Genomic DNA, 16,107 nt, shown 5'->3' on the forward strand with positions numbered 1-16,107 from the left:
AGGGGGAGCAACAGGAGCAAGGCGGAGTACGACAGAAATGGGCGGGGACATACAGCTGGCGTCGAAGGGGGACGCGGCCTTCGACGTGGTGCGCTTCCTCTTCGGGGTGATCTTCAACGATCTGCCCGCGTGGGTGCGGTACACCGTCCTGGGCGTCATCGCCGCGGGCTTCGGATGGCTCGCCGCGGTCCGGCTGCGCGACCGCTTCCGGGCCTCGCGCGAGCTCGGTGGCACGCCCGGAGGATCCGGCGGGACGGTGGAGGTCGCGTCCGGGACGACGGACGAGATCGTCGAGAACAGCGGGACCCGCGTCCGATAGCTGGACCGGAGGGCGGGTTCGCCCCCCGGACGTGGGAGGATCGGGGATGGCGGGCCAGGGCCGCGCACCCGGTCGCGCCGTCGCAGTACCCAGGCGCGAGCATGAGGAGCATCGTTGAGCAGGTTGCGTTGGCTGACCGCTGGGGAATCCCACGGACCCGCGCTGGTCGCGACGTTGGAGGGCCTTCCCGCCGGCGTCCCGGTCACCACTGAGCTGGTGGCGGACCACCTCGCGCGGCGACGCCTCGGCTATGGGCGTGGCGCCCGGATGAAGTTCGAGCAGGACGAGATCACCTTCCTGGGCGGAGTCCGGCACGGGCTCTCCCTCGGTTCCCCGATCGCCGTGATGGTCGGCAACACCGAGTGGCCCAAGTGGGAGAAGGTCATGGCGGCCGACCCCGTCGACCCCTCCGAGCTCAAGGAGACGGGCCGCAACGCCCCCCTGACCCGGCCGCGTCCCGGACACGCCGACCTCGCCGGCATGCAGAAGTACGGCTTCGACGAGGCCCGGCCGATCCTGGAGCGCGCCAGCGCCCGGGAGACCGCCGCCCGTGTCGCCCTCGGCGCCATCGCCCGCTCCTTCATCAAGGAGACCGCGGGCATCGAGATCGTCTCGCACGTCGTCGAGCTGGCCGCCGCCAAGGCGCCCTACGGCGTCTACCCGACCCCCGCCGACGTCGAGAAGCTCGACGCCGACCCGGTCCGCTGCCTCGACGCCGACGCGTCGAAGGCGATGGTCGCCGAGATCGACCAGGCCCACAAGGACGGCGACACCCTCGGCGGCGTCGTCGAGGTGCTGGCGTACGGCGTGCCCGTCGGCCTCGGCTCCCACGTCCACTGGGACCGGCGTCTCGACGCGCGGCTCGCCGCCGCCCTCATGGGCATCCAGGCCATCAAGGGCGTCGAGGTCGGCGACGGCTTCGAGCTGGCCCGCGTGCCCGGCTCCAAGGCCCACGACGAGATCGTGAAGACCGAGGAGGGCCTCAAGCGCACCTCCGGCCGCTCCGGCGGCACCGAGGGCGGTCTGACCACCGGTGAGCTGCTGCGGGTCCGCGCCGCGATGAAGCCCATCGCGACCGTGCCGCGCGCCCTCGCCACCGTCGACGTCGCCACCGGCGAGGCCACCCAGGCCCACCACCAGCGCTCCGACGTGTGCGCCGTCCCGGCCGCCGGCATCGTCGCCGAGGCCATGGTCGCGCTCGTCCTCGCGGACGCGGTCGTCGAGAAGTTCGGCGGCGACAGCGTCCCGGAGACCCGTCGCAACGTGCGGTCGTACCTCGAGAACCTGACCATCCGGTGACCGCCGGTCCCCTGGTCGTCCTCGTCGGGCCCATGGGCTCCGGCAAGTCCACGGTGGGCGCGCTCCTGGCCGAACGGCTCGGCGCGCCCTACCGGGACACCGACGCCGACATCGTCGCCGCCGAGGGACGCGAGATCTCCGACATCTTCGTCGAGGACGGCGAGGAGCACTTCCGCGCCCTGGAGCGGGACGCGGTCGCCGCGGCCGTCGCCGAACACGAGGGCGTCCTCGCCCTCGGCGGCGGCGCGATCCTCGACGACGGCACCCGCGCCCTGCTCTCCGGACTGCCCGTCGCGTACCTCTCGATGGACGTCGACGAGGCGGTCCGGCGCGTCGGCCTCAACACCGCGCGGCCGCTGCTCGCCGTCAACCCGCGCCGCCAGTGGCGCGAGCTGATGGAGGCACGCCGCCACCTGTACACCGAAGTCGCGCGGGCCGTCGTCTCCACCGACGACCGCACCCCCGAAGAGGTCGCGGACGCGGTCCTCGCGGCACTGGATCTGAAGAAGGACGCATGACGACGGACCAGGAAGTCACCCGTATCCAGGTCGCGGGCTCCGCCGGCACGGATCCGTACGAGGTGCTGGTCGGCCGGCAGCTGCTCGGTGAGCTCCCGGCCCTGATCGGCACCCAGGCCAAGCGGGTCGCGGTCATCCACCCCGAGGCGCTCGCCGACACGGGTGAGGCGCTCCGCGCCGACCTCGCCGAGCAGGGCTACGAGACGGTCGCCATCCAGGTGCCGAACGCCGAGGAGGCGAAGACCGTCGAGGTCGCCGCCTACTGCTGGAAGGCGCTCGGCCAGACCGGCTTCACCCGCAGCGACGTGATCGTGGGCGTCGGCGGCGGTGCCACCACCGACCTGGCCGGTTTCGTCGCCGCGACCTGGCTGCGGGGCGTCCGCTGGATCGCCGTACCGACCACCGTCCTCGCCATGGTCGACGCGGCCGTCGGCGGCAAGACGGGGATCAACACCGCCGAGGGCAAGAACCTCGTCGGCGCCTTCCACCCGCCCGCCGGGGTCCTCTGCGACCTGGCCGCGCTCGACTCGCTGCCGGTGCACGACTACGTCAGCGGCCTCGCGGAGATCATCAAGGCCGGCTTCATCGTCGACCCGGTGATCCTCGACCTCATCGAGGAGGACCCGCAGGCCGCCCGCACCCCCGCCGGTCCGCACACCGCCGAGCTGCTCGTCCGCTCGATCAGGGTCAAGGCCGAGGTCGTCTCCGGCGACCTCAAGGAGGCCGGCCGCCGCGAGATCCTCAACTACGGCCACACCCTCGCCCACGCCATCGAGAAGAACGAGCGGTACAAGTGGCGCCACGGCGCCGCCGTCTCCGTCGGCATGGTCTTCGCCGCCGAGCTCGGCCGCCTCGCCGGGCGGCTCGACGACGCCACCGCCGACCGGCACCGGGCGATCCTGGAGTCCGTCGGACTGCCGCTCACCTACCGCGGTGACCAGTGGCCCAAGCTCCTGGAGACCATGCGGGTCGACAAGAAGTCCCGCGGCGACCTGCTCCGCTTCATCGTCCTCGACGGGATCGGCAAGCCGACCGTCCTGGAGGGCCCCGACCCGGCGGTCCTGATCGCGGCGTACGGCGAGGTGTCCGCGTGAGCGAGCCCCGTCCGGTTCTGGTGCTCAACGGCCCCAACCTGGGCCGGCTCGGCTCCCGTGAGCCCGACATCTACGGCGCCACGTCCTACAAGGGGCTCGTCGAGTCCTGCAAGACCCTCGGCGCGGAGCTCGGCTTCGACGTCGAGGTGCGGGAGACGAACGACGAGGGCGAGATGATCCGCTGGCTCCACGAGGCCGCGGACCGCTCGACCCCCGTCGTGATCAACCCGGGGGCGTTCACGCACTACTCGTACGGGATGCGCGACGCGGCCGCCCAGCGGACCGCTCCGCTGATCGAGGTGCACATCTCGAACCCGTACGCCCGGGAGGAGTTCCGGCACACCTCGGTCGTCGCGGCCGTGGCGACCGGGACGGTCGCCGGGTTCGGGATCGGTTCCTACCGGCTGGCCCTGCGGGCGCTCGCCGAGGAACTGACGGGCTGACGGGGCACCTGGCGCGACCCCCGGCCGTTCCCCTTGTGGGGGCCGGGGGCGGTAACGTTCCGGCGCACCGGATACATCAGGCGTACGAGACGGAGTGGGACCGGATGCAGCACGCAGTGGGGGGTCCGCTGCCACCGCCCGAGCGACCGGGCCAGGCGCCCGTCCCCGGCACCGGCCCGGGATCTGTTCCCGGCACCGGACCCGTTTCCGGGGCTGTTCCCGGGGTTGTTCCTGGGGCTGTTCCCGGGAGTGGAACCGGCCCCGGACCCGTTTCCGGAGTTGCTCCCGGATCCGGCCACGCTCCCGGAGCCGGACCTGTGGCCGGCTCCGTGCCCGCTTCCGGAGCCGCTTCCGGGCCGGGCCACAACCCCGGACCTGTGCCCGTGTCCGCCGCCGCCGGCGGCGCCCCGGGCGGGCGTCCGCCCATACCGCCGCCTCCGCCCGGCTCCCCGTACCCGGGTCCGCCCGCCGGATCCCGGCTCGGCGTGCACCCGGCCGTCCAGGGCGGAGCCCCCCGGCCTCCGCACGCGGGGCCGCCCCCGCACTCCGCGCCGCCCCCGCACTCGGCGCCGCCTCCGTACTCCGCGCCCCCCACGGGCGCGGGGACACCCGGCCGGTACGGCCCCGGAGGCGTACCGCAGCACTCCGGCGGGCAGCCCCCGCGGGCCGACCTCACCGGCCACGTCCCCCTGCCGCCCGTGAGCGCGCCGCTCGCGCCCCCGGTGGAGCACGGCATCGGTACGGGCGCCGCGACCCTCGCCGTGCTGCTCATCGGCCCCGCCGGGGCCGGCAAGACGACCGTCGCCCGGCACTGGGCGCAGCGCCGCCGCGTGCCCACCGCGCACATCAGCCTCGACGACGTCCGCGAGTGGGTCTGCTCCGGCTTCGCCGACCCGCAGTCCGGGTGGAACGAGAACTCCGAGGCGCAATACCGGCTCGCCCGCCGCACCTGTGGCTTCGCCGCGCGCAACTTCCTCGCCAACGGCATCTCCTGCATCGTCGACGACGCGGTCTTCCCCGACCGGCCCGTCGTCGGCCTCGGCGGCTGGAAGCGCCATGTCGGCCCCGGCCTGCTGCCCGTGGTGCTCCTGCCCGGCCTGGAGATCGTCCTGGAGCGCAACGCCGAGCGAAGCGGCAACCGGCGCCTCTCGGACGAGGAGGTCGCCGCCATCCACGGCCGGATGGCCGGCTGGTACGGCTCGGGCCTGCCGATCATCGACAACTCCACGTACGACGTCGAGACCACCGCCCGGGTCCTCGACGACATCCTCGCCCGCGCGATCGCCAGCCCGCCCACCTGGTGACGTCCCGGGGGCCGCTGCCCGGTCGGCGGTGCTGAACAGGCCACCGCGCCGCGCTGCTCGTAGGCTCGGAGCATGTCAGAGGTGTATGCGGACCGCCGTGTACGGCTGCGCGATCGGTGCGCGGCCGCGGGCAGCCCGGCGGCCCTGGTCTCCCGCCCCGCCAACGTCCGCTATCTCGCGGGCGGCTCGCCCCCGGGCGCCGTCCTCCTCGTCGGGCCCGAGCCCGACGCGGACGTGCTGCTCTGCCCGGTCGCGCCCACCGGGGAACCGGCCGACGGACGGCTCGACGAACTCCTCCGCCGGCAGGTCCTGCCCGCCGGGGGCGGCGATCCGGCCGTCGCCGCGGTCGACCTCGCGCGCCGGGCGGGCGCCGACGCGCTGGCCGTCGAGGAGCACGACCTGACCGTGGCCCGGCACCGGGCCATGGGCTCGGTCGCGCCCGCACTGCGCCTCGCGGACCTCGCCTGCGCCGTGGAGCAGCTGAGGATCGTCAAGGACGAGGACGAGATCGCCTGCCTCCGGATCGCCGCCGAGATCGCCGACCAGGCGCTCGGTGAGCTCCTGGAGTCGATCCTGGTGGGGCGGACCGAGCGCCATCTCGCCCTGGAGCTGGAGCGGCGGCTCGTCGACCACGGTGCCGACGGAGCGGCCTTCCCCACCTCCGTGGCGACCGGCCCGCACTCCGGACGCCGTGGACACCGGCCCACCGACCGCCGGGTCGAGGAGGGGGATTTCCTCTCCGTCTGCCTGGGCGCCGACTACCGCGGATACCGGTGCGAGATCGGCCGCACCTTCGTGATCGGCACCACTCCGGCCGACTGGCAGATCGAGCTGTACGAGCTCGTCTTCGCCGCTCAGCGGGCCGGGCGGGAGTCCCTCGCGCCGGGCGCCGAGTACCGGGACGTGGACCGGGCCGCCCGCCAGATCCTGGACGCGGCGGGCCACGGGGAGGCCGCCGTACCCCTCACCGGGCACGGGGTGGGGCTCGAAATCGACGAGGACCCGCAGCTCTCACCCTCGGCCATGGGTAAACTGGACGCTTGTGTGCCGGTCACCGTCGAACCGGGGGTCCACCTCCCGGGCCGGGGCGGGGTCCGGATCGATGACACGCTCGTCGTGCGCCAGGAGGCGGACGGCGGACCCGAGCTACTCACCATTACGACCAAGGAGCTGCTCGCGCTGTAAGGCGCGTACGCCTCCGCGGTCCCACGTCAGTCCAGGAGATTTCGCAACCGTGGCTTCCACGAACGACCTCAAGAACGGCATGGTGCTCAAGCTCGACGGGGGCCAGCTCTGGTCCGTCGTCGAGTTCCAGCACGTCAAGCCCGGCAAGGGCCCGGCCTTCGTGCGCACCAAGCTGAAGAGCGTGCTCTCCGGCAAGGTCGTCGACAAGACGTTCAACGCCGGCACCAAGGTCGAGACGGCCACCATCGACCGCCGCGACATGCAGTTCTCGTACATGGACGGCGACTACTTCGTCTTCATGGACGAGGAGACCTACGACCAGCTGATGGTCGACCGCAAGTCGGTCGGCGACGCGGCCAACTTCCTGATCGAGGGCTTCACCGCCTCGGTCGCCCAGCACGAGGGCGAGGTGCTCTACGTCGAGCTCCCGGCCGCCGTCGAGCTGGTCATCCAGCACACCGACCCGGGCGTCCAGGGCGACCGCTCCACCGGCGGCACCAAGCCCGCCACGCTGGAGACCGGCCACGAGATCCAGGTCCCGCTCTTCATCACCACCGGCGAGAAGGTCAAGGTCGACACCCGCACCAGCGACTACCTCGGCCGGGTGAACAAGTAACCGTGGCCGCTCGGAGCAAGGCCCGCAAGCGCGCCTTCCAGATCCTCTTCGAGGCGGACCAGCGCGGTGCCTCCGTCCAGGAGGTTCTCGCGGACCAGGTCCGGCACGCGCGGTCCGACGACCGCCAGCCGCCGGTGAACGACTTCACCATGCAGCTGGTCGAGGGGTACGCGGGCCACGTGGCGCGGATCGACGAGCTCATCGCGACCTACGCGGTGGACTGGGACCTCGACCGGATGCCCGTCGCCGACCGGAACATCGTGCGCCTCGGCGCGTACGAGCTGATCTGGGAGGACGGCACGCCGGACGCGGTCGCGATCGACGAGGCGGTCCAGCTCGCCAAGGAGTTCTCCACGGACGAGTCCCCGACCTTCGTCAACGGTCTGCTGGCGCGCTTCAAGGACTTGAAGCCGCGTCTGCGCCGGGACACGGACGCCTGAGTCCCAGAACGTCACCGGCAGTCGAAGGGGCCCGCAGCACACGTGCTGCGGGCCCCTTCGGCGTATCTCCGGCTCATCGTTCGCTACGGCGAAACGCACCGGGGTGCGCGAGGGTGAAAAAAGCGCCGGGCCCGTGGACGTCGGATGACGTCCACGGGCCCGGCGGTACGTTTCTGCTGGGTCCCCGGAAGGGGGTCAGTTCTCCTCGTGGGCGACCGCGCGGCGCGCGTCCGCGTCGAGGACGCCCCAGCTGATCAGCTGCTCGGTGAGGACCGAGGGGGACTGGTCGTAGATGACGGCGAGGGTGCGCAGGTCGTCCTGACGGATCGACAGCACCTTGCCGTTGTAGTCGCCGCGCTGCGACTGGATCGTCGCGGCGTAGCGCTGGAGGGGGCCCGCCTTCTCCTGGGGGACGTGCGCCAGGCGCTCCAGGTCCAGGACGAGCTTCGGCGGCGGCTCGGCGGCCCCGCCCGGAGTGGTGCCCGGCAGGAGCTCCTGCACCGGCACCCCGTAGAAGTCGGCCAGCTCGGCAAGACGCTGCACGGTCACCGCGCGGTCCCCGCGCTCGTACGAACCGACCACCACGGCCTTCCAGCGGCCCTGGGACTTCTCCTCCACCCCGTGGAGCGAGAGACCCTGCTGGGTGCGGATGGCACGGAGTTTGGCCCCGAGCTGCTTTGCGTATTCGCTGGACATAACGCTCCCGGACGCTGTGACGACATGCGGCTGCGCCGCGCGGCTGGTAACTCACTGTGAGGTTACGCAGCGTTACTCTTTCCCGTCAAGCCGAATGGTCCGTACCGCCCCCTCCCGGGGGACGGCGCCCGGAGTGGCGGCAGGGGTGCGAGGGAGGCTTCCGTCCGCCCCTGGTATCGTTGACGTCGCAAATCCGACGTCCTTTAAGAGCCGTCCCGTGAGGCGGAGAAGGAGGTCCGTTTCTTCATGGACACTCAGCAGCAGTACGGCGACGACGCGCGGCCCGTTCTCGAGGCCCCGGACATCGCGCGGGTCCTGACCCGCATCGCACACGAGATCGTCGAGCGCGCCAAGGGCGCGGACGACGTGGTTCTCCTCGGCATTCCCACCCGCGGTGTCTTCCTCGCCCGCCGGCTCGCCGAGAAGCTCGAATCGATCACCGGCACCAAGGTCCCGGTCGGATCCCTCGACATCACCATGTACCGGGACGACCTGCGGATGAAGCCGGCGCGCGCCATCGGCCGCACCGAGATCCCCGGTGACGGCATCGACGGCCGCCTGGTCGTCCTCGTCGACGACGTGCTCTTCTCCGGCCGCACCATCCGCGCCGCCCTCGACGCCCTCGGCGACATCGGCCGCCCCCGCGCGGTCCAGCTCGCCGTCCTCGTCGACCGCGGCCACCGCGAGCTTCCGATCCGCGCCGACTACGTCGGCAAGAACCTCCCCACGTCGTTGCGGGAGACGGTCAAGGTCCAGCTCTCCGAGGAGGACGGTCGCGACACCGTCCTGCTCGGTGCCAGGCCCACCGCCTAGCCGGACCGGCTTCCCCCGCGGGGCCGGGGCACCCCCCTGCGCCCCCGCATGCCCTCACACCTCCCCACCACGGAGAGACTCACCGATGATGCGTCACCTCATCTCGGCCGCCGACCTCACCCGCGACGACGCCGTCCTGATCCTCGACACCGCCGAGGAGATGGCCCGGGTGGCCGACCGGCCCATCCGCAAGCTGCCGACCCTGCGCGGCCGGACCATCTGCAACCTGTTCTTCGAGGACTCCACCCGGACCCGGATCTCCTTCGAGGCCGCCGAGAAGCGCCTCTCCGCCGACGTGATCAACTTCGCGGCCAAGGGCTCCAGCGTCTCCAAGGGCGAGTCCCTCAAGGACACCGCGCAGACCCTGGAGGCCATGGGCGTCGACGCGGTCGTCATCCGCCACGGCGCCTCCGGGGCCCCGTTCCGCCTCGCCACCTCCGGTTGGATCGACGCCCCCGTCATCAACGCCGGCGACGGCACCCACCAGCACCCCACCCAGGCCCTCCTGGACGCCTTCACCATGCGCCGCCGCCTGGTCGGCCGGGACGCCGGGCTCGGCCGCGACCTCGAAGGCAAGCGGATCACGCTCGTCGGCGACGTCCTGCACAGCCGGGTCGCCCGCTCCAACGTCGACCTGCTGCACACCCTCGGCGCCGAGGTCACCCTGGTGGCCCCGCCGACCCTGGTCCCCGTCGGCGTCGAGACCTGGCCCTGCGAGATCTCGTACGACCTCGACCGCGTGCTGCCGAAGTCCGACGCGGTCATGATGCTGCGTGTGCAGCGCGAGCGGATGAACGCCGCCTTCTTCCCCACCGAGCGCGAGTACTCGCGCCGGTACGGGCTCGACGGCGAGCGGATGGCCAAGATGCCCGAGCACGCCATCGTCATGCACCCCGGCCCCATGGTCCGCGGCATGGAGATCACCGCCGAGGTCGCCGACTCCGACCGCTGCACGGTCGTCGAGCAGGTCGCCAACGGCGTCTCCGTCCGGATGGCGGTCCTCTATCTGCTTCTGGGCGGCAACGACTCCGCCGTCACCCACACCCGCACCGAGGAGAACAAGTAACCATGAGCAAGATCCTTATCCGCGGTGCGCAGGTGCTGGGCGGCGAGGTCCAGGACGTCCTCATCGACGGCGAGACCATCGTCGAGGTCGGTGTCGGTCTGTCCGCCGAGGGCGCCACCGTGATCGAGGCCGACGGCCAGATCCTGCTGCCCGGCCTCGTCGACCTCCACACCCACCTGCGCGAGCCCGGCCGCGAGGACTCCGAGACCGTCCTCACCGGCACCCGCGCCGCCGCCTCGGGCGGCTTCACGGCCGTCTTCGCCATGGCCAACACCCACCCGGTCGCCGACACCGCCGGCGTCGTCGAGCAGGTCTACCGGCTCGGCAAGGAATCCGGCTACTGCGACGTGCAGCCCATCGGCGCCGTCACCGTCGGCCTGGAGGGCAGGAAGCTCGCCGAGCTGGGCGCCATGCACGACTCCGCCGCCGGCGTCACCGTCTTCTCCGACGACGGCAAGTGCGTCGACGACGCCGTGATCATGCGCCGCGCCCTGGAGTACGTGAAGGCCTTCGACGGCGTCGTCGCCCAGCACGCCCAGGAGCCCCGCCTCACCGAGGGCGCCCAGATGAACGAGGGCATCGTCTCGGCCGAGCTCGGGCTCGGCGGCTGGCCGGCCGTCGCCGAGGAGTCGATCATCGCCCGCGACGTCCTCCTCGCCGAGCACGTCGGCTCCCGCGTCCACATCTGCCACCTCTCCACCGCCGGCTCCGTCGAGATCGTCCGCTGGGCCAAGTCCCGCGGCATCGACGTCACCGCCGAGGTCACCCCGCACCACCTCCTCCTCACCGACGAGATGGTCCGGAGCTACAACCCGGTCTACAAGGTCAACCCGCCGCTGCGCACCGAGAAGGACGTCCTCGCGCTCCGCGAGGCCCTGGCCGACGGCACGATCGACATCGTCGCCACCGACCACGCCCCTCACCCGCACGAGGACAAGGACTGCGAGTGGGCCGCGGCCGCCATGGGCATGGTCGGCCTGGAGACCGCGCTCTCCGTCGTCCAGCAGACGATGGTCGAGACGGGCCTCCTCGACTGGGCCGGCGTCGCCGACCGGATGTCCTTCGCGCCCGCCCGCATCGGACGGGCCAAGGGCCACGGACGCCCCGTCTCGGCTGGTGAGCCCGCGAACCTGACGCTGGTCGATCCGGCTTACCGTGGTGTCGTGGACCCCGCGGACTTCGCCTCCCGCAGCCGAAACACCCCCTACGAGGGCCGTGAGCTGCCGGGACGCGTCACCCACACCTTCCTGCGGGGCCGGGCAACGGTCGTGGACGGGAAGCTGGCGTGACACCACTCATCGCAATCGCCGCAGAGGCTGCCGATCAGAAGTCGGCGGAGGTGACCGAATGGGCCGGACGGCTCGGCTGGGTCGCCGGACTGCTGCTCTTCGTCGCCTTCGTGTACTGGCTGATGCGCCAGGGCTGGAAGTGGCGCGGCAGCCTCCAGTCGGACCTCCCCGAGCTCCCCACCGCGCCCGAGGCGGCCGGTCCGGCGAGACTGACTCTCAGCGGGCGCTACCACGGGTCCACGACCGCCGGGCAGTGGCTCGACCGGATCGTCGCCCACGGGCTCGGCACCCGCAGCCGCGTCGAGCTCACGCTCACCGACGCCGGGATGGCCGTCGTACGCCCCGGGGCGAACGACTTCTTCGTCCCTGCCGAGGCCCTGCGCGAGGCACGCCTCGACAAGGGCATCGCCGGCAAGGTCCTCGCCGAGGGCGGCCTGCTGGTCGTCACCTGGGCGCACGGCGACAAGCTGCTCGACTCCGGTTTCCGGTCCGACCGGGCGGCCGAGCACACCGCCTGGGTCGAGACCATCAACTCCATGATCAACACGACGGAAGGCATCGCACGATGACGACCTCCACCCGGGGAACCAGCAAGGTTCCCGCCGTACTCGTCCTGGAGGACGGCCGCATCTTCCGCGGTCGCGCCTACGGGGCCGTGGGGGAGACCTTCGGCGAGGCCGTGTTCTCCACCGGCATGACCGGCTACCAGGAGACCCTCACCGACCCGTCGTACCACCGCCAGGTCGTCGTCATGACCGCCCCGCACGTCGGCAACACCGGCGTCAACGACGAGGACCCCGAGTCCTCGAAGATCTGGGTCTCCGGCTACGTCGTCCGCGACCCCGCCCGCGTCTCCTCCAACTGGCGCGCCCAGCGCTCGCTGGACGAGGAGCTGGAGCGCCAGGGCGTCGTCGGCATCTCCGGCATCGACACCCGCGCCCTCACCCGCCACCTGCGCGAGCGCGGCGCCATGCGCGTCGGCATCTTCTCCGGCGACGCCTGGACGGGCATCCGCGACGAGGCCCTGCTCGACAAGGTCAAGGCGCAGCCCCAGATGAAGGGCGCGAACCTCTCCGCCGAGGTGGCCACCAAGGAGACGTACGTCGTCCCCGCGATCGGCACCAAGAAGTTCACCGTCGCCGCCGTCGACCTCGGCATCAAGGGCATGACCCCGCACCGGATGGCCGAGCGCGGCATCGAGGTCCACGTGCTCCCCGCCACCGCCACCGCCGAGGACATCTACGCGGTGAACCCGGACGGCGTCTTCTTCTCCAACGGCCCCGGCGACCCGGCCACGGCCGACGGTCCCGTCTCCGTGATGCAGGCCGTCCTGGAGCGCAGGACCCCGCTCTTCGGCATCTGCTTCGGCAACCAGATCCTCGGCCGCGCGCTCGGCTTCGGCACCTACAAGCTGAAGTACGGCCACCGGGGCATCAACCAGCCGGTCCAGGACCGCACCACCGGCAAGGTCGAGGTCACCGCGCACAACCACGGCTTCGCCGTCGACGCGCCCCTCGACAAGGTCTCCGACACGCCCTACGGGCGCGCCGAGGTCTCCCACGTCTGTCTGAACGACCAGGTCGTCGAAGGCCTCCAGCTGCTCGACCAGCCGGCCTTCTCCGTCCAGTACCACCCCGAGGCGGCCGCGGGCCCGCACGACGCCGCGTACCTCTTCGACCGCTTCGTATCCCTCATGGAGGCCGAGCGTGCCTAAGCGCACCGATATCCAGTCCGTCCTGGTCATCGGCTCCGGCCCGATCGTCATCGGACAGGCCGCCGAGTTCGACTACTCCGGCACCCAGGCCTGCCGCATCCTCAAGGCCGAGGGCCTGCGGGTGATCCTGGTCAACTCCAACCCGGCCACGATCATGACCGACCCGGAGATCGCCGACGCCACGTACGTCGAGCCGATCACCCCCGAGTTCGTCGAGAAGATCATCGCCAAGGAGCGCCCCGACGCCCTCCTGCCCACCCTCGGCGGCCAGACCGCGCTCAACACCGCGATCTCCATGCACGAGCAGGGCGTCCTGGAGAAGTACGGCGTCGAGCTCATCGGCGCCAACGTCGAGGCCATCAACAAGGGCGAGGACCGCGACCTCTTCAAGGGCGTCGTCGAGGCCGTCAAGGCCAAGATCGGTTACGGCGAGTCCGCCCGCTCGGTCATCTGCCACACCATGGACGACGTCATCAAGGGCGTCGACACCCTCGGCGGCTACCCCGTCGTCGTCCGCCCCTCCTTCACCATGGGCGGCGCCGGCTCCGGCTTCGCCCACGACGAGGACGAGCTGCGCCGCATCGCCGGCCAGGGACTCACGCTCTCCCCGACCACCGAGGTGCTCCTGGAGGAGTCCATCCTCGGCTGGAAGGAGTACGAGCTGGAGCTGATGCGCGACAAGAACGACAACGTCGTGGTCGTCTGCTCCATCGAGAACTTCGACCCGATGGGCGTCCACACCGGTGACTCGATCACCGTCGCCCCGGCGATGACGCTCACCGACCGCGAGTACCAGCGGCTCCGCGACATCGGCATCGCGATCATCCGCGAGGTCGGCGTCGACACCGGCGGCTGCAACATCCAGTTCGCGATCGACCCGGTCGACGGCCGGATCATCGTCATCGAGATGAACCCGCGCGTCTCCCGCTCCTCGGCGCTCGCCTCCAAGGCGACCGGCTTCCCGATCGCCAAGATCGCGGCCCGCCTCGCCGTCGGCTACACGCTGGACGAGATCCCGAACGACATCACGGAGAAGACCCCGGCGTCCTTCGAGCCCTCGCTCGACTACGTCGTCGTCAAGGCCCCGCGTTTCGCCTTCGAGAAGTTCCCCTCCGCCGACTCCACGCTGACCACGACCATGAAGTCGGTCGGCGAGGCCATGGCGATCGGCCGCAACTTCACCGAGGCGCTCCAGAAGGCCCTGCGCTCCCTGGAGAAGAAGGGCTCGCAGTTCACCTTCGTGGGCGAGCCCGGTGACAAGGCGGAGCTGCTGCGCGAGTCGGTCCGCCCGACCGACGGCCGCATCAACACCGTCATGCAGGCGATCCGCGCCGGAGCCACCCCGCAGGAGGTCTTCGACGCCACGAAGATCGACCCGTGGTTCGTCGACCAGCTCTTCCTGATCAAGGAGATCGCCGACGAGCTGGCCGCCGCCGAGAAGCTCGAACCCGAGATCCTCGCCGACGCCAAGCGGCACGGCTTCTCCGACGCCCAGATCGCCGAGATCCGCGGTCTGCGCGAGGACGTCGTCCGCGAGGTCCGGCACGCCCTCGGCGTCCGCCCGGTCTACAAGACGGTCGACACCTGCGCCGCCGAGTTCGCCGCCAAGACCCCGTACTTCTACTCCTCGTACGACGAGGAGACCGAGGTCGCCCCCCGCACCAAGCCCGCGGTGATCATCCTGGGCTCCGGCCCGAACCGCATCGGCCAGGGCATCGAGTTCGACTACTCCTGCGTCCACGCCTCCTTCGCCCTCAGCGACGCCGGCTACGAGACCGTGATGGTCAACTGCAACCCGGAGACCGTCTCCACGGACTACGACACCTCCGACCGCCTGTACTTCGAGCCGCTGACGCTGGAAGACGTGCTGGAGATCGTCCACGCCGAGACGCTGGCCGGCCCCGTCGCCGGTGTCGTCGTCCAGCTCGGCGGCCAGACCCCGCTGGGTCTGTCGCAGACGCTCAAGGACAACGGCGTGCCGGTCGTCGGCACCTCTCCGGAGGCCATCCACGCCGCCGAGGACCGCGGCGCCTTCGGCCAGGTCCTCGCCGAGGCCGGGCTCCCGGCCCCCAAGCACGGCACCGCGACCACCTTCGCCGGAGCCAAGGCCATCGCCGACGAGATCGGCTACCCCGTTCTCGTACGCCCCTCGTACGTGCTCGGCGGCCGCGGCATGGAGATCGTGTACGACGAGGCCCGCCTGGAGTCGTACATCGCCGAGTCCACCGAGATCAGCCCCACCCGGCCGGTCCTGGTCGACCGCTTCCTCGACGACGCCATCGAGATCGACGTCGACGCCCTCTACGACGGCCACGAGCTCTACCTCGGCGGCGTCATGGAGCACATCGAGGAAGCCGGCATCCACTCCGGCGACTCGGCCTGCGCCCTGCCCCCGATCACCCTCGGCGGCTTCGACATCAAGCGCCTGCGCGCCTCCACCGAGGCCATCGCCAAGGGCGTCGGCGTGCGCGGTCTGATCAACATCCAGTTCGCGATGGCCGGCGACATCCTCTACGTCCTGGAGGCCAACCCGCGCGCCTCCCGGACCGTCCCCTTCACCTCGAAGGCGACCGCCGTCCCGCTCGCGAAGGCCGCCGCCCGTATCTCGCTCGGCGCCACCATCGCCGAGCTGCGCACCGAGGGCCTGCTGCCGAAGACCGGCGACGGCGGCACACTGCCGCTCGACGCGCCGATCTCCGTCAAGGAGGCCGTGATGCCGTGGTCGCGCTTCCGCGACGTGCACGGCCGCGGTGTGGACACCGTCCTCGGCCCGGAGATGCGCTCCACCGGCGAGGTCATGGGCATCGACGCCGTCTTCGGCACGGCGTACGCCAAGTCGCAGGCCGGCGCCTACGGCCCGCTGCCCACCAAGGGCCGCGCGTTCATCTCGGTCGCCAACCGCGACAAGCGCTCGATGATCTTCCCGGCCCGCGAGCTGGTCGCCCACGGCTTCGAGCTGATGGCCACCTCGGGCACGGCGGAGGTCCTCAAGCGCAACGGCATCAACGCCACGATCGTCCGCAAGCAGTCCGAGGGCGAGGGCCCGAACGGCGAGAAGACGATCGTCCAGCTCATCCACGACGGCCAGGTCGACCTGATCGTCAACACCCCGTACGGCACCGGCGGCCGCCTCGACGGCTACGAGATCCGTACGGCCGCGGTGGCGCGCAGCGTCCCCTGCCTCACCACGGTCCAGGCACTCGCCGCGGCCGTCCAGGGCATCGACGCGCTCAACCGGGGCGACGTGGGCGTCCGCTCGCTCCAGGAGCACGCGGAGCACCTGACCGCGGCCCGCGACTAGCAGCCCGTAC

16 protein-coding genes are annotated in these 16,107 nt (G+C 71.5%); 15 read left to right on the plus strand and 1 reads right to left on the minus strand.

What is annotated here, in order from left to right:
* The first annotated feature begins 37 nt into the window (after positions 1-37).
* From OG259_RS33535 to nusB, 9 genes are all read left to right on the plus strand, one after another.
* Positions 38-319: a hypothetical protein gene (locus OG259_RS33535; RefSeq protein ID WP_328945645.1), complete on the plus strand. Its 282-nt coding sequence runs from the start codon at positions 38-40 to the stop codon at positions 317-319.
* A gap of 114 nt (positions 320-433) precedes the next feature.
* Complete coding sequence (aroC, locus tag OG259_RS33540) at positions 434-1,618, plus strand: chorismate synthase (RefSeq protein ID WP_328945646.1); 1,185 nt, start codon at positions 434-436, stop codon at positions 1,616-1,618.
* The gene (locus OG259_RS33545) at positions 1,615-2,136 is read left to right on the plus strand and encodes a shikimate kinase (RefSeq protein ID WP_328945647.1); all 522 of its coding nucleotides are present in this window, start codon (positions 1,615-1,617) and stop codon (positions 2,134-2,136) included. Before aroC ends, OG259_RS33545 begins: the two co-directional genes overlap by 4 nt.
* A complete protein-coding gene (gene aroB, locus OG259_RS33550) occupies positions 2,133-3,230 on the plus strand; it encodes a 3-dehydroquinate synthase (RefSeq protein WP_328945648.1) in 1,098 nt (365 codons plus the stop codon). The genes OG259_RS33545 and aroB overlap by 4 nt, the downstream gene beginning before the upstream one ends.
* A complete protein-coding gene (gene aroQ, locus OG259_RS33555) occupies positions 3,227-3,673 on the plus strand; it encodes a type II 3-dehydroquinate dehydratase (RefSeq protein ID WP_328945649.1) in 447 nt (148 codons plus the stop codon). The genes aroB and aroQ overlap by 4 nt, the downstream gene beginning before the upstream one ends.
* 377 nt (positions 3,674-4,050) lie before the next feature.
* On the plus strand, positions 4,051-4,977 hold the full coding sequence (locus OG259_RS33560; RefSeq protein ID WP_443052062.1) for an AAA family ATPase: 927 nt from the start codon (positions 4,051-4,053) through the stop codon (positions 4,975-4,977).
* A 72-nt stretch (positions 4,978-5,049) separates the two neighbouring features.
* Positions 5,050-6,162: an aminopeptidase P family protein gene (locus tag OG259_RS33565; protein ID WP_328945650.1), complete on the plus strand. Its 1,113-nt coding sequence runs from the start codon at positions 5,050-5,052 to the stop codon at positions 6,160-6,162.
* 49 nt (positions 6,163-6,211) lie between these two features.
* Positions 6,212-6,778 carry an elongation factor P gene (gene efp, locus OG259_RS33570; protein ID WP_328945651.1) on the plus strand — a complete coding sequence of 189 codons (567 nt, stop codon included), beginning with the start codon at positions 6,212-6,214 and terminating at the stop codon, positions 6,776-6,778.
* Between the two features lie 2 nt (positions 6,779-6,780).
* Positions 6,781-7,218 carry a transcription antitermination factor NusB gene (nusB, locus tag OG259_RS33575; protein WP_328945652.1) on the plus strand — a complete coding sequence of 146 codons (438 nt, stop codon included), beginning with the start codon at positions 6,781-6,783 and terminating at the stop codon, positions 7,216-7,218.
* Positions 7,219-7,413: 195 nt separating this feature from the next.
* On the opposite strand, the gene bldD is transcribed toward nusB, so the two are convergent.
* Entirely contained in the window at positions 7,414-7,914 is a 501-nt protein-coding gene (gene bldD, locus OG259_RS33580) for a transcriptional regulator BldD (RefSeq protein WP_015032294.1), read from the minus strand.
* A gap of 246 nt (positions 7,915-8,160) precedes the next feature.
* On the opposite strand from bldD, the gene pyrR reads away from it, so the two are divergent.
* The 6 genes from pyrR (at position 8,161) to carB (ending at position 16,097) form a co-directional block, all read left to right on the plus strand.
* The gene (pyrR, locus tag OG259_RS33585; RefSeq protein WP_266889638.1) at positions 8,161-8,727 is read left to right on the plus strand and encodes a bifunctional pyr operon transcriptional regulator/uracil phosphoribosyltransferase PyrR; all 567 of its coding nucleotides are present in this window, start codon (positions 8,161-8,163) and stop codon (positions 8,725-8,727) included.
* Positions 8,728-8,812: 85 nt separating this feature from the next.
* A complete protein-coding gene (locus OG259_RS33590) occupies positions 8,813-9,793 on the plus strand; it encodes an aspartate carbamoyltransferase catalytic subunit (protein ID WP_266889635.1) in 981 nt (326 codons plus the stop codon).
* 2 nt (positions 9,794-9,795) lie between these two features.
* Positions 9,796-11,082, plus strand: a complete 1,287-nt coding sequence (locus tag OG259_RS33595; protein ID WP_328945653.1) for a dihydroorotase — start codon at positions 9,796-9,798, stop codon at positions 11,080-11,082.
* Positions 11,079-11,651 (plus strand): PH-like domain-containing protein, encoded by a 573-nt coding sequence (locus OG259_RS33600; RefSeq protein ID WP_328945654.1) that lies wholly within the window; start codon positions 11,079-11,081, stop codon positions 11,649-11,651. Before OG259_RS33595 ends, OG259_RS33600 begins: the two co-directional genes overlap by 4 nt.
* Positions 11,648-12,796 carry a glutamine-hydrolyzing carbamoyl-phosphate synthase small subunit gene (gene carA, locus OG259_RS33605; RefSeq protein WP_266889627.1) on the plus strand — a complete coding sequence of 383 codons (1,149 nt, stop codon included), beginning with the start codon at positions 11,648-11,650 and terminating at the stop codon, positions 12,794-12,796. Before OG259_RS33600 ends, carA begins: the two co-directional genes overlap by 4 nt.
* A complete protein-coding gene (carB, locus tag OG259_RS33610; RefSeq protein WP_328945655.1) occupies positions 12,789-16,097 on the plus strand; it encodes a carbamoyl-phosphate synthase large subunit in 3,309 nt (1,102 codons plus the stop codon). The genes carA and carB overlap by 8 nt, the downstream gene beginning before the upstream one ends.
* Positions 16,098-16,107 lie beyond the last annotated feature (10 nt).

Source organism: Streptomyces sp. NBC_00250 (assembly GCF_036192275.1).
In the GTDB taxonomy this organism is placed as follows: domain Bacteria; phylum Actinomycetota; class Actinomycetes; order Streptomycetales; family Streptomycetaceae; genus Streptomyces.

Bases quoted from the DNA above. Each gene is read 5' to 3' on its own strand.
- OG259_RS33595 (WP_328945653.1), top strand. From the start codon at position 9,796: ATGAGCAAGATCCTTATCCGCGGTGCGCAGGTGCTGGGCGGCGAGGTC.
- carA (WP_266889627.1), top strand. From the start codon at position 11,648: ATGACGACCTCCACCCGGGGAACCAGCAAGGTTCCCGCCGTACTCGTC.
- bldD (WP_015032294.1), bottom strand. From the start codon at position 7,914: ATGTCCAGCGAATACGCAAAGCAGCTCGGGGCCAAACTCCGTGCCATC.
- aroB (WP_328945648.1), top strand. From the start codon at position 2,133: ATGACGACGGACCAGGAAGTCACCCGTATCCAGGTCGCGGGCTCCGCC.
- OG259_RS33535 (WP_328945645.1), top strand. From the start codon at position 38: ATGGGCGGGGACATACAGCTGGCGTCGAAGGGGGACGCGGCCTTCGAC.
- pyrR (WP_266889638.1), top strand. From the start codon at position 8,161: ATGGACACTCAGCAGCAGTACGGCGACGACGCGCGGCCCGTTCTCGAG.
- OG259_RS33590 (WP_266889635.1), top strand. From the start codon at position 8,813: ATGATGCGTCACCTCATCTCGGCCGCCGACCTCACCCGCGACGACGCC.
- OG259_RS33565 (WP_328945650.1), top strand. From the start codon at position 5,050: ATGTCAGAGGTGTATGCGGACCGCCGTGTACGGCTGCGCGATCGGTGC.